Here is a 21548-nt window from a genome sequence, read left to right as displayed (position 1 = left end):
GGAACCACCTTAGCTGGTTGCGGCGCGGCAAGGAGTACTGCTAGAACCGTCTTAGCCGGTTCGCGTCAGGTTCGTAGCCGGTTCCACGACGGCCAGGAGGTCTCATGTCCCGTCCGACCAGCGACGTGCAAGCATTTGAAGCCCACGCAACTGACGCCGACCTCGACGATCTGCGCGCGCGACTGGCCGCGGCGCGACTGCCGGAGGCCGAGACGGTCTCTCGCGCCGCGCCCGGCCCTCGCCGATGGGAGCAGGGCGTTCCTCTCGCCGACCTCGTCGATGTCGTGAACTACTGGCGCACCGGATACAACTGGCGGTCGTTCGAAGAGCGCCTCAACCGGATCGGCCAGTTCCGCACGACCATCGATGATCTGGGAATCCACTTCCTGCACCGCCGATCCGCGCGCGCAGATGCCACTCCTCTGATCTTGACGCACGGCTGGCCGGGCAGCATTGCCGAGTTCACCGGTGTAGTCGACGAGCTGGCAGATCCGAAGGACGCGGACGCGCCGGCGTTCCACGTCGTGGTCCCGTCGCTACCGGGCTTTGGTCACAGCGACAAGCCGGCCATCACCGGGTGGGGAACCGAAAAGATCGCGGCCGCATGGGTGGAACTGATGGGAAGGCTCGGCTACAGCAAGTTCGTAGCCCACGGCGGCGACTGGGGAGGCAATATCACCACGGTCCTCGGCGGCAGGTTCCCGGCACACGTTCTCGGCATCCACACAACGTTCGCGGAGGCGCCGCCCGGGCTGACGACGGACGGGCTGACGGCGGTCGAGCGCAAGTGGACCGAGGAGACCCGCGATTTCTGGCGCCACCGCGCGGCGTACGCGAAGCAGCAGGCGACCCGACCGCAGACCATCGGCTACTCGCTCGTCGACTCACCGGTCGGGCTTCTTGCCTGGATTCTTGACAAGTTCGCCGAGTGGTCAGACACCGAAGACAGCCCGTTCGAGAGGATTTCCCGAGACAGCGTTCTTGACGACGTCACTCTGTATTGGCTGACGCGGACGGGCGCATCGTCGGCCCGCATTTACTACGAAAGCCACAACTCGCTGGACCCCGAACTTCGGGTTGACGTTCCGTCGGCCATCAGCATGTATCCCCGCGACATCGAGAAGTGTCCGCGCCGCTGGGCGCAGGAGCGGTACCGGAAAATCGTCCGATGGGGGTCGCCTGAAATCGGGGGTCATTTCCCGTCGCTGGAGGTTCCCGAGTATTTCGTCAAAGATCTGCAGGAGGGCCTCGCGGCAGTGCTGGCCGCTGTTCGGTGAACGCGGCTCGGCGCCCCGGCACTCGATCAGCGCCTGATCCGGCTCAAGGTGTCGCCCGACGGCGACCCGCCAACACCCCGCGCGTCCTGAGGGAGTCCGGCGCCGTGGGAATTCCGTTGCCGGAACAGCAGCGTCTTTGGTCGAATGCCTCCATGACACATGACGGTCCGGCGGAGCATGTGGAGCAGAACCGACGCTTTTGGGATGACGAGGCGGCTGCGTGGCACGGGCCGCTCGCCCGTGATCATTGGGCGCAGGTGGAACCGTCCTGGGGATTGTGGGGGACCCCCGAGTCGCAGGCTTCCGTGTTTCCCGACGGCATCGACGGGATGCGCACCATTGAGTTGGGCTGCGGTACTGCCTACGTTTCCGCTTGGCTGGCCAGAGCGGGAGCCCACCCGGTCGGGATCGACCTCTCGGAGAAGCAGCTCGCCACTGCTCGCGCGATGCAGGCGGAGTTCGGTATCGACTTCCCCCTTGTCCTGGGCAATGCCGAGAAGGTGCCCTACGAGGACAACACGTTCGGCCTGGCGATCAGCGACTACGGTGCCTCGCTGTGGTGCGACCCCTATCAGTGGATCCCGGAGGCAGCCCGGCTTCTCGTTCCTGGAGGCCGGCTGGTGTTCTCGCGCTACTCACCGCTGTTCGCGCTGTGCGTACCATCCGAGGGACCGGCATCCACCACTCTGTCCCGCGGGCAATTCGGCCTGACGCGGCTGGACTGGGAGAATCGCGTGGAGTTCGTCCTGCCGCACGGTGAGATGCTCCGTCTGCTGCGGGCCTGCGACTTCGTCGTTGAGGATCTGATGGAGATTCAGGCACCCCAGCCTGCGCGGGACTACCCAGAAGTTTCCGCCGACTGGGCCCGGCAATGGCCCAGCGAGGAGATCTGGAAAGCTCGGCTGGCAGGCTGACAGCCCCGCAGGCACCGTGTATCGCCCTGCTCATCCGGTGGAGCACCTCGATGCTCCACCACAGGCCCTCAGGTGTTGCCAATACTCACAGGCATCGCCCCACGGCCAAACGAGGCGTCCTCGGCCCTGATGTCCGTTGTCAGTGAAGTCAGCCGAGTTTGTCAGCCAACCGAGCCGCCGCTACTCGGTCGAACGCCGCGCCTCCGGCAATTGGGCGTTGGCGCCACCGGACATGCCGTCTCCCATGAGCAGCGAGAAGACGAGAATGACGACGGAGCCGCCAAGGGTTACGCCGGCCCATCCTGCACGCTGAACCCGAGCGGAGCCGCATCCTGGTGCGGCTCTCCCGTTGTCGGCCAGGGCGTCGTCCCCCGAGGGCATCAGGACTGATCCGCAGGTGACTTCCTCGGTGCCGTCGGGATCGTAGGAGTCCAGGCCCCGGATGCTCGCCGACACCGGTATGAGCGCAAGAGCTATCGCTGCCAGCGCAGCGAGCAGGGCGATGGTTGCCCCGGCTTTTACGACAGCGGGCAGCGTGCCCACTGTTCCGGCTACTGCTGACGTCTCGTCACTAGCGCTGTTCACTGTCGCCCCCGTGGTACGTGTGTCCTTGACGGGAACGGTAGCGGGCGCTGTCGAAGGTCCGCAGTAGGGGTGGGCGCATGCCGCCCGTAGTCGCTTCTCGCCTGTCCCGTCGAGCCGGCTCCGACCCGGACGGGGGCCTGGACGACAGGCTCAAGTGGCCGACGAACGCGGCTGACTTCATGGGCAGCGGGCATGGGTCCTGAGCGACGAGTGGTGTCGGATCCCGTCGAGAAAACCAGGGGCGGCACTGTGGGTGTGGGGTGTTGTCCCTCAGCTCGCAGAACTGGCGTGCAGGGTGACGAACACAGCCCGGACGCGGGTGTCGTCCGCCGCCTGCCACGCGCCGGTGACATGGCCGAGCACTCCCTCCGGCGGGAGCGGTGCGGGGCGAAGGACGCGATGCAGGCGCAGCAACTTGCCGTGCGCCACGCGGAGTTCGGAGGCATCGGCGGTGTCCGTGGCCGTGGAGAGGGGGCTTTCGAGGGCGGGGGAGTCACCGGTGCAGGAGCGGGTGACCTCGTGGTCGGGGGTGTCGGTGAGGCTCTGGGCCTGCGCCTGGGCCCGGCCCCCGATCAGGGCCAGGAGCTGTGCGAGCAGCACCGGGTCGTGGCAGCCGTCGTAGGCCCAGCGCTTCCCCAGCACACCGTGCTCCATGGTGCCGACGAGGGCGTGCTCCGCACCGTCGAGCGGAGCCGCGCGGTAGGTGAGCGGCACCAGGTAGGCGACCGGGGCGGCGCCCGAGATGTCGGTGGCGACCATGAACTCGATGCCGACCTCGCCCTCCGGGTCGTCCAGCCGGAAGCCGCCTGCCTTGGTCAACTCCGGTGCGCCCGAGCCGCCTTGGTACCAGGTGCGGGTGGGCAGCCAGGTGCTGAGCAGTTCCAGCTTGGTCGGCTTGAGCGTGGTGTGGTGAATGAGCGCCATGTGAACGGATTCTGTCACCCGACTCGTGCCGGCGCCGGGCGATTTCGGGCTGTCCCCCGGTGCCGAGCGGGGGGTGCCGCCCGTGCGGAACAGGGGGTCAGCCGGGGCGAGTTACGCCGACGGCATCTATAGCGTCGACGTACATGAAAGCCATGAAAGCCATGAAAGGCATGGAGACGGAGGGCGAGGAGCGGGGGCGTGCCACCCGCCGGGGCGTGCTCGCGCTCGGCACCGCGGCGGCTGCCACGCCCTGGGTCGGAGCGGCCCCGGCCGAGGCCCAGGCCCGCAAGCATGCCGTCGCCCCCGGAGAACTCGACGAGCTCGGCATCTCGGAGCTGCGCAGACGCATGGACGGCGGACAGTTCGACGCCGTACGCCTCACCCGCTACTACCTGGACCGGATCGAGCGGATCGACCCGCTCCTGCACTCGGTGATCGAGGTCAACCCGGACGCCTTGCGCGAGGCCCGGGGGCTGGACTCCGAGCGGCGCCCGCGGGGGCCGCTGCACGGCATGCCCGTTCTGCTGAAGGACCTGGTGGAGACCGCGGACCGGATGCACACAACGGCCGGATCGCTCGCCCTGGAGGGCCTTCGGCCGGCCGCCGACGCCACGGTCGCCGCCCGGCTGCGCGCCGCGGGTGCGGTCATCCTCGGCAAGACCAACCTGAGCGAGTGGGCGGGCGGCATGTCGCTCACGCACCACGCCGGGTGGAGCGCGCGGGGCGGTCAGACCCGTAACCCGTACAAGCTGGACCGGTCGCCGAACGAGTCCAGCTCGGGAACCGGGGCCGCCGTCGCCGCCAACCTGTGCGTCGCCGGGATCGGTACCGAGACGAACGGCTCGATCATCGACCCGGCCTCGGCGAACTGTGTCGTCGGCCTCAAACCGACCGTCGGACTCGTCGGGCGCGGCGGCGTGATCCCCGGTGTGCCGAGCCAGGACAGCGTCGGCCCGCTGGCGCGCACGGTCCGCGACGCCGCGATCCTGCTCGGCACGCTCGTGGGAATCGACCGGCGTGATCCGGCGACCGGGGCGAGCCGTGGCCACTTCCACCGCGACTACACCCGCTTCCTCGACGCCGACGGGCTGCGCGGCGCACGTATCGGGGTGCCGCGCACCGTCTACTTCGGTTACAGCGATCACGCCGACACGATCGCGGAACGGGCGATCGACCTGCTCCGCAAGGCCGGTGCGACCGTCGTCGACCCGGCCGACATCCCGACCGCCGAACGGCTGGAGGACCTGCCCAGCTCGATGGTCGTCCAGGCCTACGAGTTCAAACAGGCGCTGAACGCCTATCTGGCCGCCGCCCCCGGTGATCATCCGCGGAGCCTCGCGGAGCTCATCGCCTTCAACCGCGCGCACGCCGACCGCGAGCTGCGCTACGTCCGCCAGGACGGGCTGGAGGCGGTGCGGCGGCTGGACTTCACCGAGCGTGAGTACCGCGAGGCGCTGGCCACCAACCACCGGCTGTCGCGCGCCGAGGGCATCGACGCGGTGCTGCGCCGGCACCGGCTGGACGCCCTGGTGATGCCGACCTCCGGCCCCCCGGCCAAGATCGACCTGATCCGCGGGGACAGCTACGGCGGCGGCTCCTCCACGCCCGCCGCACTCGCCGGCTACCCCGCGATCAGCGTCCCCGCGGGCTTCGCCTTCGGCCTGCCGGTCGGCCTGACCTTCATGGGCACGGCGTGGAGCGAGCCGACGCTGCTGCGGCTGGCGTACGCGTACGAGCGGGCGAGCGGGGTACGGCGACCGCCGACGTATCGGGCCGCCGACGTGGGGTTCTGAGGGGGCGGTGTCAGTCGCGGGGGAAGTCGTCGGTCTTGAGGGTGAGGTCGACGACGGTGCCGGTCAGGTCGATGTCGGTGCCGAATTCAACTCTCGTCCTTGTGGCGTAGTCACCGTCCTTGGGGTCGGTGTGGACGTAGCACCGCCCCTGGTAGGGATCGGCGATGACGTAGACGGGGACCTCGGCGATGGCGTACGCGGTCTTCTTCGGGCCGTAGTCGTTTGCGGCCGTGCCCTTGGAGATGACCTCGGCGACGAATTCGGCGTCCTCGTAGCGCCAGCGGCCTTCGTCGTCCTTCTCCGCGGAGTCGCGCAACTTGATCACGTCCGGGCAGAAGCCGTTCTCGTGGCCCGGGAAGTCCATGCGGACGTCCGAGAAGACCGTGACGTCCATCCCGAACCTGTCCTCGATGACTCGTACGATGCGGCGGATGATTTCCCAGTGGGTGTCCCGCTGCGGTGTCATGTGGACGTTGCCCCCGACGATCTCGGCCCTGAATCCTTCGGGGACGGGCATACGCTCAAGGCGCTCGAACCACTCGTCCAAGCGCTTGGTGTTGGCGTCGGCGTCGGCCATCTCGATCCTGTCTTCCAGGACGGTCATTGTGGCGCTCCTCCCCGGCTGCCCCATGGACGAGCACAGCCGCGCAGTACAACGATACGCACGGTGACCAAGTCACGCGAAGGGAAACCATGCCGGTTCACGACGCGGAACACCTCGCCGACCTCGCCCGAGCCGTCCTTGGCGAAGGCAACGTGCTCGGCATCCACCTCCACGGCTCAGCCGTCCTGGGAGGCCTGCGTCCGCACAGCGACCTCGATGTCCTGGTCGTCGTACGCCGGCACACGACTGAGGACGAACGCCGGGCACTCGTGGGCGAGTTGATGAAGGTGTCCGGCGGCCGCAACCGCCCTGTGGAGCTCATCGTCGTCGTACAGGACGAGGTCCGGCCCTGGCGCTACCCGCCCAACTGCGAGTTCCTCTACGGGGAATGGATCCGGGACGACTACGAGCGCGGGTTCGTCCCCGGGCCCGAGCCCATGCCCGATCTCGCCCCGCTGCTGACCATGACCCTGCTCGGGGACACCACCCTCTACGGACCCCGGCCCTCCGAACTCCTCGACCCCGTCCCGCCCGCCGACCTCCGTCGCGCCGTAGCCGAAGGCGTCCCGCACCTGATGGCGGACCTGGCCTCCGACACCCGCAACGTCCTGCTCACCCTCGCCCGCGTCTGGACCACTCTCGCCACGGGCGACATCCGTTCCAAGGACGCCGCCGCCGACTGGGCGCTCGAACGGCTGCCCGCCGAGTACCGGCCCCAGATGGCACGCGCGCGTGACGTCTACCTCGGGGAGGAGCAGGAGCACTGGGACGATCTGCTGCCCGGGGTCCGCCTCTGTGCCGACTTCCTCGTCCGGGCCATCGAGGAGGCTCAGGCCTCGTAGGGCCCGCCCACGTCCCACGCCTGGTGCATCGCGTCCGCGAACACCGCCGCGATCTTGTGCTCGCCGCTCGCGTTCGGGTGCGTGCCGTCGTACGTGTCGAGGCTGATGTCGTACGACGGTGGGGGTGAGGCCAGGAGGAGGGGCGAGCGGGGCTCGTCCAGGTCGGCGACCACCTTGCCCAGCAGTTCGTTGAAGAGGGTCACCTGGGCGCCGAAGGGGGCGTCGTCGGCTGCGCGGACGTTCGGGATCACCGGCAGCATGACCATGCGTACGCGGGGCCGGGCCGCCCGCGCCTCCTCGACGAACCGGCGCACGTTCTGCGCCGTCTGTTCCGCGTTGGTGTAGAAGCCCAGGTCGATCAGGCCCAGCGAGATGAGGAGGACGTCCGCGCGCGAGGAGCGCACCGCCTCGCCGATCAGCGGAACCATGTGCTGCCAGCCCTCGCCCCAGCCGGCCAGGTGGGCACGCGGGAAGTCGGGATCGGCGTACTCGTGCGACGTGGGCGCGTCCGCCGCCTTGTCGTGCAGCGTCTCGCGCGGGCCGACGAGGGCGAACGGGCCGTCGTACGTGTCGCGCAGATGCCGCCACATCCGGTAACGCCAGGTGTGTTCTCCCGCGCTTCCGATCGTCATGGAGTCGCCGACCGGCATGAACCTGAGCATCCGCTCATGATGGACGATCGGCGAGGGATCAAAGGGACGGGTGGGATGTGAGGCCTGCCACGCGCCCCTCCCTGCGCCCCGCCGTCGAACGGGGGGCGGGGATGGCAGGCTTGGGGTCATGCGCCGACCGTTCGCTGTCCTTGCCGGGGTCCTGCTCGTGGGCGCCTTCGCCCTGCCCGTCTCCACCGCCGCGCCTGCCTCCGCCTCCGACGGTGACGGCAAGGGTGACCAGGGGTTCACGATCAAGGACCCGCGCATCACCGAGTCCAGCGGACTCGCCGCCTCCCACCTCCACCCCGGCATCTACTGGACCCACAACGACAGTGACGACGGGCCGTACATCTACGCCGTCGACAGCGGCACGGGCAGGACGGTCGCCCGCATCACCCTCAGCGGCATCGGTGCGCCGCGTGACGTCGAGGCCATCTCCATCGGCCCCGACCACCAGATCTACGCCGGCGACATCGGCGACAACCTCGGCGGCAAGTGGCCGTACGTCTGGATCTACCAGCTGCCCGAGCCGAAGAAGCTGGTCGACCAGACGGTCCGGGCCAGGCAGTACATCGTCAAGTACGCGGACGGGGCCCGCAACGCCGAGTCGCTCGTCGTCGATCCGAAGACCGGGCGCCCGTACATCATCGACAAGAACGAGGACGGCGGGCACCTGTACGAGGGCCCGGCCAAGCTCTCCGCCTCCGGGACCAACATCTTCAGGCCCGTCGCCGCCGTCGACCTCTGGGCCACCGACGCCGCCATCTCCCCGAACGGCGAACAGCTCGCCGTCCGCGGCTACTTCGGCGGGATCTACTACGACTGGAACGGCGGGAAGATCAAGCGCAAGGGCCGGCTGGACGTGCCCCTGCAGGGTCAGGGCGAGTCCGTCAGCTACTCCGCCGACGGTTCGAAGCTCATGTACGGCAGTGAGGGCAACGACAGCCCCGTGCAGGCGGAGGACCCGCCGGGCGGCGGCAGTGGCTCCAAGTCGCCGTCGGAGAGAGGCGGTTCGGGTGCTTCGGGTGCTTCGGACGGCGGCGGCGCGGGCGGCACCCTCAAGGTGGGCGCCCTCGCCGTGGCGGTCGCGGCGGCGGTGGTGTTCGGGTTCCGGCGGCTGCTGCGTCGCAACTAGGGCCCGTAACTGGTTACGGCAACCAGCACGGCAACCAGTGTCCCGACGGGCGGCGTTCGCGGGCACTGGTCCGCAGCCGCCCCGCGTTCCAGAGGCTCAGCCTCGGATGTCCATTGTTCTTTGTATTGACGTGTTCATGCGGCACGGCTTCCATGGGAGGTGCCGGGTTGTGGGAGCGCTCCCACTCGTTCCGGGCCCGCGCCTCCCGATCTCCCGAGAGGAAGCAGCGACATGTTCCGCAGCCTGCGAAGAGCGCTGTGCGCCGTTGCCGCGGTGCTCCTGCTACCGCTGGCCGGTGCGCAGACGAGCCACGCGGCCGAGAACCCGGGCGCCGGTTACTGGCACACCAGCGGCCGTCAGATCCTCGACGCCGCCGGGCAGCCGGTCCGGATCGCCGGGATCAACTGGTTCGGGTTCGAGACCGCCAACCAGGTCGTCCACGGCCTGTGGTCCCGCGACTACAAGAGCATGATCGACCAGATGAGGTCGCTCGGCTACAACACCATCCGACTGCCCTACAGCGACGACATCTTCAAGGCCGGCGCCGTTCCCAACAGCATCGACTTCAGCAGCGGCAAGAACGCGGACCTGCAAGGGCTGAACTCCCTCCAGGTCATGGACAAACTCGTGGGTTACGCGGGCAGGGACGGCCTCAAGGTCATCCTCGACCGGCACCGTCCCGACTCGGGCGGCCAGTCGGCGCTCTGGTACACCTCCGCCGTCCCCGAGTCGACGTGGATCACCAACCTCAAGGCCCTGGCGGCCCGTTACCGCGGCCAGGACACGGTCATCGGCATCGACCTGCACAACGAACCCCACGATCCGGCCTGTTGGGGCTGCGGGGACACGGCGACCGACTGGCGGCTCGCGGCCCAGCGCGCCGGCAACGCGGTGCTCTCCGCCAACCCCGACCTGCTGATCTTCGTCGAGGGCGTGCAGACGTACGACGGCGTGTCGGGGTGGTGGGGCGGCAACCTGATGGGGGTGGCCCGGTATCCGGTGCAACTGGATCTCCCGAACCGGGTCGTGTACTCCGCCCACGACTACGCGACCAGCGTCGCTCAGCAGCCCTGGTTCAGCGACCCGGCGTTCCCCGGCAACATGCCGGGCGTCTGGGACAAGTACTGGGGCTACATCTTCAAGCAGAACATCGCGCCCGTGTGGGTGGGCGAGTTCGGTACGACGCTCGCCTCGACGACGGACCAGAAGTGGCTTACGGCGCTGGCGGGTTACCTGCGGCCGACGTCGACGTACGGGGCGGACAGCATCTCGTGGACCTTCTGGTCGTGGAACCCCAACTCCGGTGACACGGGCGGGATCCTGAAGGACGACTGGCAGACCGTGGACACGGTGAAGGACGGATACCTCGCGGGCATCAAGGCTCCGCTCTTTCCGAGTGGCGGGACGGGCGACGGGGGCGGCGGCGGAGGCGGCGGTGGGAGCACGGCCGCCTGCAGTGCCGCGTATTCCGTCAGCAGCGACTGGGGGAGCGGATTCAACGCCGAGGTGAAGGTGACCAACACCGGGACGAGCGCGATCAGTTCCTGGAAGGTGGCCTGGACCTGGAGCGGTTCCCAGCAAGTGACGAACATGTGGAACGCCTCGTACACGCAGACCGGATCCACGGTCACCGCCATGAACGCCGCTCACAACGGGAGTGTGCCGGCGGGGGGTTCGGCGAGCATCGGGTTCGGGGGCGCGCCCGGGGGCGGAGGTGTACCGAACGTGACGTGCACGGCGGCGTGAGCAGCGGGCGCCCGGCACTCTCGCCGGGCGCCCTCGTCGACGTATCAGATGCTCAGCCGCGTGTCGGACGCTCAGCCGCGGACCGGCATGATGCCGTGGATCCGGCGTGGTTTGGGGGCGTCGAGCATGCTGACGCCGTTGTAGCGGCGGCCCTGGAGGAAGAGCACGGGTGCGGCGACGAACGTGACGAAGATCGAGACGACGCTGACGGGGAACAGGACCGGCAGCGACTGGCCCTCGGGCAGGGTCTTGCCGCCCTCGTGGATGGCGTAACCGAACGCCAAGAAGAAGACGATCACGCTCAGGGCGGCCAGGACCAGCAGGATGGTGGCGGTCCGGCGGGTACGGGCCTCGGTGCGGACCTCGGCCAGGAGCGACGCGTCGCAGACGGGGCAGGTCAGTTCCACGGTCTGCTTGCCGGACTGCGGACGGCGTACCCGGAAGAGGTTGTCCTTCCAGGTGATGTGGCGGGTACGGGTGAGGATGCCCGTGACTTTGTCGCTGAGGATGTGGCGCACCGCGACCTGCACGGTGCCTGGTATCGGTCTGTTCATGCCACGGCCGTACCCATTGGTGAGGGCCCTGTCACCGACAGGGCCCTGCAACAAGCTGCGGAACTGCGAGGTTTGACGAGGAGGAGGTGGAGTTACAGCTTCTCGATCACGTAGTCGACGCACTTCGTCAGTGCGTCGATGTCCTCCGGGTCGATCGCCGGGAACATCGCGACGCGCAGCTGGTTGCGGCCGAGCTTGCGGTAGGGCTCGGTGTCGACGATGCCGTTGGCACGCAGGACCTTGGCGACGGCGGCCGCGTCGACCTCGTCGGTGAAGTCGATCGTGCCGATGACCTGGGAGCGCTTGGCCGGGTCGGCGACGAACGGGTTCGCGTACTTGACGTCCTCGGCCCAGCCGTAGAGCGTGCGCGAGGAGGTCGCCGTGCGGCGGACCGACCAGTCCAGTCCGCCCTGGCCGTTGATCCACTCCAGCTGCTCGTTCAGCAGGAAGAGGGTGGCGAGGGCCGGGGTGTTGTACGTCTGGTTCTTGCGGGAGTTGTCGATCGCCGTCGGCAGCGAGAAGAACTCGGGGACGTGGCGGCCGCTCGCGTGGACGCGCTCGGCACGCTCGATCGCGGCCGGCGAGAAGACGCCGATCCACAGGCCGCCGTCGGAGGCGAAGGATTTCTGCGGGGCGAAGTAGTAGACGTCGGTCTCGGCGATGTCGACCGGGAGGCCGCCGGCGCCGGAGGTGGCGTCGACCAGGACCAGCGCGCCCTCGTCGGCACCGGCCACGCGCTTGATCGGCATGGCGACACCGGTCGAGGTCTCGTTGTGCGTGAAGGCGTAGACGTCGACGCCCGCCTCGGCCGCCGGCTCCGGGTGGGTGCCGGGGTCGCTCGCGATCACGGTGGGCTCGGCCAGCCAGGGGGCCAGCTTGGCGGCCTTCGCGAACTTCGAGCTGAACTCGCCGAAGTTCAGGTGCTGCGACTTGTTCTCGATCAGCCCGTGCGTCGCGATGTCCCAGAACGCCGTCGAGCCGCCGTTGCCGAGGACGACCTCGTAGCCCTCGGGCAGGGAGAACAGCTCGGAGATGCCCTCGCGCACCGTGCCGACCAGGTTCTTGACCGGAGCCTGGCGGTGGGACGTGCCGAGGAGAGAGGTGCCGGTCGCGGCCAGCGCGTCCAGCGCTTCCGTCCGCACCTTGGAGGGGCCCGCGCCGAAACGTCCGTCGGCGGGCTTGATGTCAGCGGGAATCTGGATCTCAGCCACGCAGTGAGGTTAGCCGCTGGGGGAAACCTGGGTGAAACCTCGTCCGTCGGGTGAGACGCGTGTCTCGGTGGGCGTCCCTGGGGGCTGCCGCCCGCCGTCCCTGGGGGCTGCCTTCCTCGGGACGGGCGCTTCGGCCCGAAGGACCTCGTCCTCGAACGCCGGACGGGCCGCATTGCTCGGACCGACGGCTGAATTGCTCCGACCGGCGGCTGGAGGGTGCCGACCGTGGGCTGGTTTGCTGGCCCCATGTCGGATCTCGAGGCACGTTTGCGCGAGGTTGTCCGGGGTGACGTGCGGTTCGACCTCACTTCCCGGGCGTTGGTCACCATGGACGCGTCCAACTACCGGCGGGTCCCGCAGGGGGTCGTCGCGCCTCGGGACGCCGATGACGTGGCCGCCGTGCTGGCCGTGTGCCGGGAGCACGGCGTGCCCGTCGTCGCCCGTGGGGGCGGTACGTCCATCGCCGGGCAGGCCACCGGCACCGGCGTCGTGCTCGACTTCACCCGGCACATGAACCGCCTGGTGTCGATCGACCCTCAGGCGCGTACCGCCGTCGTCCAGCCCGGGCTCGTCCTCGACCGGCTGCAGGAGGCCGCCGCCCCGCACGGGCTCCGGTTCGGGCCCGACCCCTCCACGCACAGCCGGTGCACGCTCGGCGGGATGATCGGGAACAACTCGTGCGGCTCGCATTCGGTGGCCTGGGGGACCACGGCGGACAGCGTGCGGGAGCTGGAAGTGATCACCGCGCGCGGGGAGCGGCTCAGCCCCGGGCAGGGGTGGGCCGGGGCGCCGGAGGGCCTGCGGGGTCTGGTGGAGGGGGAGTTGGCGCGGCTGCGTACCGGGTTCCCTGAGCTGCCCCGCCGTATCTCCGGCTATGCGGTGGACGCGCTGCTGCCCGAGAGGGGCGCGGACGTCGCCCGTTCCTTCTGCGGTTCCGAGGGCACACTCGGCGTGCTGACCGAGGCGGTCCTGCGGCTCGTCGAGGCGCCACGCGCGCGTGCGCTGGCCGTGCTGGCGTACGCCGACGAGAGTGCCGCCGCCGAGGCCGCGGCCGGGCTGCTGCCGTACGAGCCGCTCACCGTGGAGGGGATGGCGGCGGACCTGGTGCCGCCCGCGTCCGCGGCGGGGCTGCCGCGGGGCGGGGCCTGGCTGTTCGTGGAGACGGGCGGCGAGTCGCAGGGGGCGGCACGCGCGCGTGCGGAGGCGATCGTGCGGGCCGCCGATGTCGTCGACTCCCTCGTGGTCACCGATCCGGGCGGGCAGCGGGCGTTGTGGCGGATCAGGGAGGACGCGAGCGGTACGGCGACGCGGATGCCGGACGGTAGCGAGGCCTGGCCGGGGTGGGAGGACTGCGCGGTGCCGCCCGCCAGGCTCGGCGGGTATCTGCGCGAATTCCGCGGACTGCTCACCGCACACGGACTGCGCGGCACCCCGTACGGGCACTTCGGGGACGGCTGCGTTCACGTCCGTATCGACTTCGACCTGCTGAGCGAGGCGGGGGTCGGCCGTTTCCGGCGGTTCTCGGAGGAGGTCGCCGAACTCGTCGTCGCACACGGCGGCTCGCTGTCCGGGGAGCACGGGGACGGGCAGGCGCGGGCCGAGCTGCTGCCGAAGATGTACGGCGCTCAGATGGTGGGCCTCTTCGAGCGGGTGAAGGGCGTCTGGGACCCGGACGACCTCCTCAACCCCGGCATGCTGGTCCGCCCGGCCCCGCTCGACGCGAACCTCCGCTTCTCCGTCCTGCCGCGCGAACCCGTCGACGTGGCCTTCGGATACCCGGCCGACGGCGGCGACTTCTCGGCCGCCGTGCGGCGGTGCGTGGGGGTCGCTAAGTGCCGTACGACGGCTGCCGCGGGCTCGTCCGTCATGTGCCCGTCCTTCCGGGCGACCGGCGAGGAGGAACACTCCACGCGCGGGCGTGCCCGGCTGCTGCACGAGATGCTCGCGGGCGAGCTGGTGACCGACGGCTGGAGGTCGACGGAGGTGCGGGACGCGCTGGACCTGTGCCTGTCCTGCAAGGGGTGCCGCTCGGACTGCCCGGTCGAGGTCGACATGGCCACGTACAAGGCGGAGTTCCTGCACCACCACTACGAGGGGCGCCGCCGCCCGGCCGCGCACTACAGCATGGGATGGCTGCCGAGGTGGCTGCGGCTGGTGGAGCGTACGCGCACGGCGTGGCTGGTCAACTCCCTCGCCTCTGTCGGACCGTTGGCGGCGCTCGCCAAGCGGCTCGGCGGGATCGCGCCCGAGCGGCGGATCCCGCGGGTGGCCGGGGAGACGTTCAGCCGGTGGTACGGGCGTCGGGCCAGGGCGCGGGCACGGCGGATGATCCGGGATGCGGGGCCGGAGTACGGCGAGGAGAGGTCCGGCCCGCACGTCTTCCTGTGGCCGGACACCTTCACCGAGCACCTCTCGCCGGAGGTGGGGAAGGCGGCCGTGCGGGTCCTGGAGGCGGCCGGACTGGCGCCGGTCCTCATCCCCAGGACAGCCGGGTATCTCACGGAGACGGAGGAGGACGGCAGCACGTCGTACGCCCTCCGGCACCTCACGGCCCGCCGGGAGCGCGTCTGCTGCGGACTGACCTATCTGTCGACGGGCCAACTGGACCGCGCCCGCGAGGTGTTGCGCCGCACGCTCGACCTGCTGGACCCGCTCCTCGTGGCTGATGCGGCGGGGGACGGCGGGCCGCGCCTCGTCGTCCTGGAACCGAGCTGCGCCGCCGCCCTCCGCACCGACCTGCCGGAACTCCTCTCCGACGACCCCCGTGCCGCCCGTCTCGCCGCGAGCGTCCTCACCTTCGCGGAGGCCCTGGAGCGGCTGGCCCCCGACTGGAGCCCGCCCCGCCTGGACCGCCCGGTCACCGGCCAGACCCACTGCCACCAGCACGCGGTCCTCGGCGACGACGCCGACCGCCGTCTGCGCGAAGCGGCGGGCCTCACCGGGGAGCCGGCGGGAGGGTGCTGCGGTCTCGCGGGCAACTTCGGCTTCGAGCAGGGCCATTACGAGGTCTCGGCGGCGTGCGCGGAGGACCAGCTGCTGCCGGCGGTGCGCGAAGCACCCGACGGGGCGGTGGTCCTGGCGGACGGCTTCTCCTGCCGGACGCAGCTGGAGCAACTGGGCGGGGTGCGGGGGCGGCATCTCGCGGAGGTCCTGGCGGAAGGGCTGGAGGGGGCTTGAGAGGGACGGGCTGAGGGGGAGCGCGGGGGGCGCGGGCCGGAGGCGGAGCCTGGCACGGGATCTGCGTCGTCCGAGCCCTGCGAGCCCTGTGAGTCCACCATGCGGGACAGCTGTAAAACGGGTTCACACGCCTGACTGAGTCCATTACCCTGGACCTGGTAGTGCAGCATGATGAACGAAACCCCGAGCCGAGTACCTGGACCGCCCGTGACCACCCCCAGTACGACCACCTCCTCGCCCTCAGCGGTGCAGGCCGCCGCCACGGCCCCGCACGGCCGCGGCTCCCTCGGGCCGGTCGGCCTGGTCCTGGCCGGCTGTGTCTCGGTGCAGTTCGGCGGCGCGCTGGCGGTGAGCCTGATGCCGCGGGCCGGCGCGCTCGGCGTGGTCACCCTGCGTCTGCTCGCGGCGGCCGTGGTGCTGCTGGTGGTCTGCCGCCCCCGGCTGCGCGGCCACTCCCGCTCCGACTGGCGCACGGTGATCGTCTTCGGCCTCACCATGGGCGCGATGAACGGCCTGTTCTACCAGGCGGTCGCCCGTATCCCGCTCGGCCTCGCGGTCACCCTCGAGGTCCTCGGCCCACTCGCCCTCTCCGTCCTCGCCTCCCGCCGCGCGGTCAACGCCGTGTGGGCCGGCCTGGCGCTCGTCGGCGTCTTCCTCCTCGGCGGCGGGGGCTTCGGCGACCTCGACCTGGTCGGAGTCGCCTTCGCGCTGGGGGCGGGCGCCATGTGGGCGACGTACATCATCTTCAGCGCGCGTACGGGCCGGCGGTTCCCCCAGGCCGACGGGCTGGCGCTGGCCATGGGCGTGGCCGCGCTGGTGATGCTCCCGCTCGGGATCGCCGAATCGGGGACCAGGCTCACCGACCCGACGACGATCGCCCTGGGGTCGGCGGTGGCGATCCTCTCCTCGGTCCTTCCCTACACCCTCGAACTGCTGGCGCTGCGCCGTCTCCCCGCCTCCACCTTCGCGATCATGATGAGCCTGGAACCGGCCATCGCCGCGACGGCCGGATTCCTGATCCTGGGCCAGTCCCTGTCGGCCGTGCAGGCCGCCGCGATCGCCCTGGTCGTCGCGGCGAGCATGGGTGCGGTGCGGACGCAGGTGGGGCGGGGGAGGACCGTGGCGCCGGAGGCCTGACGGGAGTCAGTCCGCGGCCTTCTCCCACACCGAGACGTGCTGGCGGCTCTCACTCGTGAACGGCTGCCGGGACCACCCGTCCCACCGGTCACGCAGCCTCAGCCCGGCGATCCGGGCCATCAGATCCAGCTCCGAGGGCCATACGTAGCGGAACGGCACGGTCAGATATGAGCCCTGCCCGTCCTCCACCCGCACATGGTGCGAGCTGACCGACTGGGTGGCGACGTCGTACAGGTCGAAGCCCAGCCGCCCCTCGCCCACCTGGAACGGCACCGCGTTCTGCCCGGGCGGAAGCCTGCGCAGGTCGGGGACCACCACCTCTATGACGAAGCAACCGCCGGGGTCGAGATGCGCGGCGACGTTGCGGAAGCAGTCGACCTGGGCGTCCTGCGTCGTCAGGTTCATGATCGTGTTGAAGACCAGGTACGCGACGGAGAAGCCGCCCGCCACCCTGGCCGTGGCGAAGTCCCCGATCGTCACGCCGATCGCGTCGCCGCCGGGCTTGGCCCGCAGTCGCTCCGCCATCGCCCGGGACAGTTCGATGCCGTGCACCTCGACGCCGCGCTCCGACAGCGGCAACGCGACGCGACCGGTGCCGACGCCCAGTTCCAGAGCCCTGCCGGAGCCTGCCAGCTCCGCCAGCAGGTCCACGGCCGGTCCCACGACGTCCGACGCGAACATGCCCCCCGCCGACTCGTCGTACCCCGCCGCGACGGATTCTCCGAAGTAACCGTCCTCATCGAGCATCGGCCGACCGTACTGCGGCACCGACGGGCGGCGCGCGGGAATTTCCGTCGGATCGGGCGGTCTGGCGGATCACGCGCGTCCATCGGATCAGGCGGATCAAGGTGCGGGAACAAATAATGCAAGCATGCTTGATTGTTTCTGAGGTCGCTGCCATGCTCGCCCCATGGCTGACCCGACGCCCGTGATCGACGATCTCTGTGCGGAGAGCGAGGAACTCGACCTCCTGGTGGCCGAGTTGAGCCCGGAGCAGTGGGCGCTCGCGACCCCGGCACCCGGCTGGACCGTGGCCCACCAGATCGCGCATCTCGCCTGGACCGATCACTCGTCCCTCCTGACCGTGACCGACCAGGGCGCCTTCGCGCGTGAGGTCGAGAAGGCGCTGGCCGCACCCGGGGACTTCGTCGACAACGGCGCCGAGGAGGGCGCTCGGAAGCCGCCCGCGCAGCTGCTCGCGGACTGGCGGGCCGGGCGTACGGCGCTGGCCGAGGCGCTGCGGGCCGCACCCGACGGCGCCCGCTTCCCCTGGTACGGCCCGCCCATGTCCACCGCCTCGATGGCCACCGCCCGCCTCATGGAGACCTGGGCCCACGGCCTGGACGTCGCGGATGCGCTGGGGGTGACACGCACCCCGACCGACCGGCTCCGGCACATCGTCCGCCTCGGCATCCGCACCCGCGACTTCGCCTTCGGCGTGCAGGGCCTGCCCGTGCCCTTCGAGGAGTTCCGCGTCGAACTGACCGCACCTTCCGGCGAGTTGTGGGTGTACGGCCCCGAGGACGCCGACGACCGTGTCACCGGCCCCGCCCTCGACTTCTGCCTCCTGGTCACCCAGCGCGCCCACCGCCTCGACCTCGCCCTGCGCACCGAGGGCCCCGACGCCGACCGCTGGCTCGACATCGCCCAGGCCTTCGCGGGGCCCTCCGGCGCCGGACGCAAGCCCGGGGGAGGCGTCGAATGACCCTGCGCATAGGCAACGCCTCCGGCTTCTACGGCGACCGTTTCGACGCCATGCGCGAGATGCTCACCGGCGGGGAACTGGACGTCCTCACCGGCGACTACCTCGCCGAGCTCACCATGCTGATCCTGGGCCGGGACCGCCTCAAGGACCCCTCCGGCGGATACGCCCGCACCTTCCTCCGCCAGCTGGAGGAGTGCCTGGGCCTCGCCCACGCGCGCGGCGTCCGCATCGTCACCAACGCGGGGGGCCTCAACCCGGCCGGACTCGCCACCGCCGTACGGCAGTTGGCCGACCGCCTCGGCATCCCCGTCCGGGTGGCCCACGTCGAGGGCGACGACCTCACCGCCGCCCACCCGGGCAGCCTCGCCGCCCACGCCTACCTCGGCGGGTTCGGCATCGCGGCCTGCCTCCGTGAGGGCGCGGACGTCGTCGTCACCGGGCGCGTGACGGATGCCGCGCTGGTCACCGGGCCCGCCGTCGCGCACTTCGGGTGGGGGCCCACGGAGTACGACCGGCTGGCGGGGGCCGTCGTCGCCGGGCATGTGCTGGAGTGCGGGGCACAGGCGACCGGCGGCAACTACGCGTTCTTCGACGATCGCGCGCGGGACGTGAGGCGGCCCGGCTTCCCCCTCGCCGAGATCCACGACGACGGCGGCTGCGTCATCACCAAACACCCCGGCACCGGCGGTTTCGTCGACGTCGGGACGGTGACCGCGCAGCTGTTGTACGAGACGGCGGGCGCCCGGTACGCGGGGCCGGACGTGACGGCCCGGCTGGACACCGTACGGCTCACCCAGGACGGCCCCGACCGCGTCCGCATCGAGGGCGTGCGCGGCGAGGCCCCGCCCCCCACCCTCAAGGTCGGCCTCAACCGCCTGGGCGGCTTCCGCAACGAGGTCGCCTTCGTCCTCACCGGCCTCCACATCGAGGCGAAGGCCGAGCTCGTGCGGGAGCAGATGGAGACCGCGTTCCGGGAGGCCACGTCACCGCCCGGCGAGGTCGGCTGGGACCTCGTCCGCACCGACCGGCCCGACGCGGCGACCGAGGAGACGGCGAGCGCGCTGCTCCGGCTCGTCGTACGGGACCCGGACGAGAGGATCGTCGGCCGGACGCTGAGCGGGGCCGCCGTGGAACTGGCGCTGGCCAGCTACCCCGGCTTCCATGTGCTGGCGCCACCTGGAAAGGGCGCGCCCTATGGGGTCTTCGATGATGTGTACGTCCCCCATGGCGCCGTCGACCATGTGGCGGTGCTCTATGACGGACGGCGGATCCCTGTGACCCCGGCCCAGGACACCCTCGTACTCGAAGAGCTTCCGGACCCCGCAGCGCCTGAACCGCCCGCCGTCGGGCCCACCCGGCGCGCCCCTCTCGGGCTCGTCGCCGGTGCGCGCAGCGGTGACAAGGGCGGGAACGCCAACGTGGGTGTGTGGGTGCGGACGTCCGCGGCTGACGCAGCCTGGCGATGGCTCGTGCACGAGCTGACGGCGGACCGGTTTCGCGAGCTGATCCCCGAGAGCCGCGCCCTGAACGTCACCCGGCACGTGCTGCCGAACCTCCGCGCCCTCAACTTCGTGGTCGAGGGCATCCTCGGCGAGGGCGTCGCCGCCCGGCACCGCTTCGACCCGCAGGCCAAGGCCCTCGGCGAGTGGCTGCGCTCCCGTCACCTGGACATCCCGGAGGAGCTGCTGTGACCGTCATCGACTCCAGCCTGGACACGGCGGGTTCCGACTACCGGGCGGCCCGCGACACCATGCTCGCCAAGCTCGCCGACCTGGACGCGGAGCACGCGAAGGCCTTGGCGGGCGGCGGCGAGAAGTACGTCGCGCGGCACCGGGGGCGCGGCAAGATGCTCGCCCGCGAGCGCATCGAGCTGCTTCTCGACCCGGACTCGCCCTTCCTGGAGCTGTCGCCGCTCGCCGCCTGGGGCAGCGAGTACACGGTGGGTGCCTCGCTCGTCACCGGCATCGGGGTCGTGTCGGGCGTCGAGTGCCTGATCACGGCCAACGACCCGACCGTGCGCGGGGGCGCCAGCAACCCCTGGTCACTGAAGAAGGCCCTGCGGGCCAACGACATCGCGCTCGCCAACCGGCTGCCCTGCATCAGCCTGGTGGAGTCCGGCGGCGCCGATCTGCCGTCCCAGAAGGAGATCTTCATCCCCGGAGGCGCCATCTTCCGGGACCTGACACGGTTGTCGGCGGCCGGTATCCCGACCGTCGCCGTCGTCTTCGGGAACTCGACGGCCGGCGGCGCGTACATCCCCGGCATGTCCGACCACGTGATCATGGTCAAGGAACGCGCGAAGGTGTTCCTCGGCGGTCCGCCCCTGGTGAAGATGGCCACCGGCGAGGAGAGCGACGACGAGTCGCTCGGCGGCGCCGAGATGCACGCGCGCGTGTCGGGTCTCGCGGACTACTTCGCCGTCGACGAGCCGGACGCCCTGCGGCAGGCGCGGCGGGTCGTCGCCCGCCTCAACCACCGCAAGGCGTACGGCGATCCGGGACCGGCGGCACCCCCCGAGTACGACGAGGACGAGCTGCTGGGCATCGTCCCGGGGGACCTCAGGACGCCCTTCGACCCGCGCGAGGTGATCGCGCGGATCGTCGACGCCTCCGACTTCGACGAGTTCAAGCCGCTGTACGGGACGAGCCTGACGACCGGCTGGGCCGCTCTGCACGGCTATCCCGTCGCAATCCTGGCCAACGCCCAGGGAGTCCTGTTCAGCGAGGAGTCCCAGAAGGCCGCCCAGTTCATCCAGTTGGCCAACCAGCGGGACATCCCCCTCCTCTTCCTCCACAACACCACCGGCTACATGGTCGGCAAGGAGTACGAGCAGGGCGGCATCATCAAGCACGGCGCGATGATGATCAACGCGGTGAGCAACAGCCGGGTCCCACACCTGTCCGTGCTGATGGGCGCCTCGTACGGAGCGGGTCACTACGGCATGTGCGGGCGGGCGTACGACCCGCGCTTCCTGTTCGCCTGGCCCAGCGCCAAGTCGGCCGTCATGGGCCCGCAGCAGCTCGCCGGCGTCCTCTCGATCGTCGCCCGGCAGTCGGCGGCCGCGAAGGGGCAGCCCTACGACGAGGACGCGGACGCCGCCCTGCGCGCCATGGTGGAGCAGCAGATCGAGTCCGAGTCGCTGCCGATGTTCCTGTCGGGGCGGCTGTACGACGACGGCGTCATCGACCCGCGCGACACCCGCACCGTCCTCGGCCTGTGCCTGTCGGCCGTCCACACGGCGCCGTACGAGGGCGCACGGGGCGGCTTCGGCGTCTTCCGGATGTGAGGGAC

General features: G+C 70.5%; 18 protein-coding genes. 11 read left to right on the top strand and 7 right to left on the bottom strand.

Annotated features, from left to right (window positions below):
* Positions 1-104: 104 nt before the first annotated feature.
* Together ACYUED_RS19185 and ACYUED_RS19180 are read left to right on the top strand one after the other, a co-directional pair.
* Positions 105-1277 carry an epoxide hydrolase family protein gene (locus tag ACYUED_RS19185; RefSeq protein WP_491293505.1) on the top strand — a complete coding sequence of 391 codons (1173 nt, stop codon included), beginning with the start codon at positions 105-107 and terminating at the stop codon, positions 1275-1277.
* Between the two features lie 104 nt (positions 1278-1381).
* Positions 1382-2191, top strand: a complete 810-nt coding sequence (locus tag ACYUED_RS19180) for a class I SAM-dependent methyltransferase (RefSeq protein WP_491293504.1) — start codon at positions 1382-1384, stop codon at positions 2189-2191.
* 180 nt (positions 2192-2371) lie between these two features.
* On the opposite strand, the gene ACYUED_RS19175 is transcribed toward ACYUED_RS19180, so the two are convergent.
* Both ACYUED_RS19175 and ACYUED_RS19170 read right to left on the bottom strand, forming a co-directional pair.
* Positions 2372-2734, bottom strand: a complete 363-nt coding sequence (locus ACYUED_RS19175) for a hypothetical protein (protein WP_491293503.1) — start codon at positions 2732-2734, stop codon at positions 2372-2374.
* Positions 2735-3046: 312 nt separating this feature from the next.
* Positions 3047-3700: a maltokinase N-terminal cap-like domain-containing protein gene (locus ACYUED_RS19170; protein ID WP_491293502.1), complete on the bottom strand. Its 654-nt coding sequence runs from the start codon at positions 3698-3700 to the stop codon at positions 3047-3049.
* Positions 3701-3852: 152 nt separating this feature from the next.
* Here ACYUED_RS19170 and ACYUED_RS19165 point away from each other — a divergent pair, with 152 nt between their 5' ends.
* Positions 3853-5493 carry an amidase gene (locus ACYUED_RS19165; RefSeq protein WP_491293501.1) on the top strand — a complete coding sequence of 547 codons (1641 nt, stop codon included), beginning with the start codon at positions 3853-3855 and terminating at the stop codon, positions 5491-5493.
* Positions 5494-5503: 10 nt separating this feature from the next.
* Here the strand turns inward: ACYUED_RS19165 and ACYUED_RS19160 are convergent, their stop codons facing one another.
* Positions 5504-6097 carry a Uma2 family endonuclease gene (locus tag ACYUED_RS19160; protein WP_491293500.1) on the bottom strand — a complete coding sequence of 198 codons (594 nt, stop codon included), beginning with the start codon at positions 6095-6097 and terminating at the stop codon, positions 5504-5506.
* A gap of 89 nt (positions 6098-6186) precedes the next feature.
* Between ACYUED_RS19160 and ACYUED_RS19155 the strand changes: the two genes are divergently transcribed.
* A complete protein-coding gene (locus tag ACYUED_RS19155; protein WP_491293499.1) occupies positions 6187-6939 on the top strand; it encodes an aminoglycoside adenylyltransferase family protein in 753 nt (250 codons plus the stop codon).
* Here ACYUED_RS19155 and ACYUED_RS19150 read toward each other — a convergent pair.
* A complete protein-coding gene (locus ACYUED_RS19150; protein ID WP_491293497.1) occupies positions 6927-7601 on the bottom strand; it encodes an SGNH/GDSL hydrolase family protein in 675 nt (224 codons plus the stop codon). The two genes, ACYUED_RS19155 and ACYUED_RS19150, sit on opposite strands and share 13 nt — an antisense overlap.
* Positions 7602-7719: 118 nt before the next feature.
* Here ACYUED_RS19150 and ACYUED_RS19145 point away from each other — a divergent pair, with 118 nt between their 5' ends.
* Complete coding sequence (locus tag ACYUED_RS19145; RefSeq protein ID WP_491293496.1) at positions 7720-8727, top strand: WD40 repeat domain-containing protein; 1008 nt, start codon at positions 7720-7722, stop codon at positions 8725-8727.
* Between the two features lie 231 nt (positions 8728-8958).
* The gene (locus tag ACYUED_RS19140) at positions 8959-10473 is read left to right on the top strand and encodes a cellulase family glycosylhydrolase (RefSeq protein ID WP_491293495.1); all 1515 of its coding nucleotides are present in this window, start codon (positions 8959-8961) and stop codon (positions 10471-10473) included.
* Between the two features lie 71 nt (positions 10474-10544).
* Here ACYUED_RS19140 and ACYUED_RS19135 read toward each other — a convergent pair whose 3' ends face one another.
* Positions 10545-11027 carry a hypothetical protein gene (locus ACYUED_RS19135; RefSeq protein ID WP_491293494.1) on the bottom strand — a complete coding sequence of 161 codons (483 nt, stop codon included), beginning with the start codon at positions 11025-11027 and terminating at the stop codon, positions 10545-10547.
* A 92-nt stretch (positions 11028-11119) separates the two neighbouring features.
* Complete coding sequence (gene serC / locus ACYUED_RS19130; protein ID WP_491293493.1) at positions 11120-12238, bottom strand: phosphoserine transaminase; 1119 nt, start codon at positions 12236-12238, stop codon at positions 11120-11122.
* Positions 12239-12484: 246 nt separating this feature from the next.
* Here serC and ACYUED_RS19125 point away from each other — a divergent pair, with 246 nt between their 5' ends.
* Complete coding sequence (locus ACYUED_RS19125; RefSeq protein WP_491293492.1) at positions 12485-15415, top strand: FAD-binding and (Fe-S)-binding domain-containing protein; 2931 nt, start codon at positions 12485-12487, stop codon at positions 15413-15415.
* Between the two features lie 171 nt (positions 15416-15586).
* Positions 15587-16552 carry an EamA family transporter gene (locus ACYUED_RS19120; protein ID WP_491294326.1) on the top strand — a complete coding sequence of 322 codons (966 nt, stop codon included), beginning with the start codon at positions 15587-15589 and terminating at the stop codon, positions 16550-16552.
* A gap of 6 nt (positions 16553-16558) precedes the next feature.
* On the opposite strand, the gene ACYUED_RS19115 is transcribed toward ACYUED_RS19120, so the two are convergent.
* Complete coding sequence (locus ACYUED_RS19115) at positions 16559-17299, bottom strand: class I SAM-dependent DNA methyltransferase (RefSeq protein WP_491293491.1); 741 nt, start codon at positions 17297-17299, stop codon at positions 16559-16561.
* Positions 17300-17462: 163 nt separating this feature from the next.
* Here ACYUED_RS19115 and ACYUED_RS19110 point away from each other — a divergent pair, with 163 nt between their 5' ends.
* Genes ACYUED_RS19110 through ACYUED_RS19100 form a run of 3 tightly spaced genes read left to right on the top strand, consistent with a single transcriptional unit; the run spans position 17463 to position 21543 of the window.
* The gene (locus ACYUED_RS19110) at positions 17463-18257 is read left to right on the top strand and encodes a TIGR03084 family metal-binding protein (protein ID WP_491293490.1); all 795 of its coding nucleotides are present in this window, start codon (positions 17463-17465) and stop codon (positions 18255-18257) included.
* A complete protein-coding gene (locus tag ACYUED_RS19105) occupies positions 18254-19948 on the top strand; it encodes an acyclic terpene utilization AtuA family protein (protein ID WP_491293489.1) in 1695 nt (564 codons plus the stop codon). The genes ACYUED_RS19110 and ACYUED_RS19105 overlap by 4 nt, the downstream gene beginning before the upstream one ends.
* The gene (locus ACYUED_RS19100) at positions 19945-21543 is read left to right on the top strand and encodes an acyl-CoA carboxylase subunit beta (RefSeq protein WP_491293488.1); all 1599 of its coding nucleotides are present in this window, start codon (positions 19945-19947) and stop codon (positions 21541-21543) included. Before ACYUED_RS19105 ends, ACYUED_RS19100 begins: the two co-directional genes overlap by 4 nt.
* Positions 21544-21548: the final 5 nt, after the last annotated feature.

Source organism: Streptomyces sp. DF42 (assembly GCF_058267695.1).
Note: the sequence above shows the minus strand (reverse complement) of the source record. Positions and strands in the feature narration are given on the sequence as shown.

Coding starts and splice junctions, on each gene's coding strand:
- ACYUED_RS19110 (WP_491293490.1), top strand. CDS start 17,463: ATGGCTGACCCGACGCCCGTGATCGACGATCTCTGTGCGGAGAGCGAG.
- ACYUED_RS19170 (WP_491293502.1), bottom strand. CDS start 3,700: ATGGCGCTCATTCACCACACCACGCTCAAGCCGACCAAGCTGGAACTG.
- ACYUED_RS19120 (WP_491294326.1), top strand. CDS start 15,587: ATGAACGAAACCCCGAGCCGAGTACCTGGACCGCCCGTGACCACCCCC.
- ACYUED_RS19140 (WP_491293495.1), top strand. CDS start 8,959: ATGTTCCGCAGCCTGCGAAGAGCGCTGTGCGCCGTTGCCGCGGTGCTC.
- ACYUED_RS19115 (WP_491293491.1), bottom strand. CDS start 17,299: ATGCTCGATGAGGACGGTTACTTCGGAGAATCCGTCGCGGCGGGGTAC.
- ACYUED_RS19145 (WP_491293496.1), top strand. CDS start 7,720: ATGCGCCGACCGTTCGCTGTCCTTGCCGGGGTCCTGCTCGTGGGCGCC.
- ACYUED_RS19135 (WP_491293494.1), bottom strand. CDS start 11,027: ATGAACAGACCGATACCAGGCACCGTGCAGGTCGCGGTGCGCCACATC.
- ACYUED_RS19160 (WP_491293500.1), bottom strand. CDS start 6,097: ATGACCGTCCTGGAAGACAGGATCGAGATGGCCGACGCCGACGCCAAC.
- ACYUED_RS19125 (WP_491293492.1), top strand. CDS start 12,485: ATGTCGGATCTCGAGGCACGTTTGCGCGAGGTTGTCCGGGGTGACGTG.
- ACYUED_RS19155 (WP_491293499.1), top strand. CDS start 6,187: ATGCCGGTTCACGACGCGGAACACCTCGCCGACCTCGCCCGAGCCGTC.
- ACYUED_RS19185 (WP_491293505.1), top strand. CDS start 105: ATGTCCCGTCCGACCAGCGACGTGCAAGCATTTGAAGCCCACGCAACT.
- ACYUED_RS19105 (WP_491293489.1), top strand. CDS start 18,254: ATGACCCTGCGCATAGGCAACGCCTCCGGCTTCTACGGCGACCGTTTC.
- ACYUED_RS19150 (WP_491293497.1), bottom strand. CDS start 7,601: ATGCTCAGGTTCATGCCGGTCGGCGACTCCATGACGATCGGAAGCGCG.
- ACYUED_RS19165 (WP_491293501.1), top strand. CDS start 3,853: ATGAAAGCCATGAAAGGCATGGAGACGGAGGGCGAGGAGCGGGGGCGT.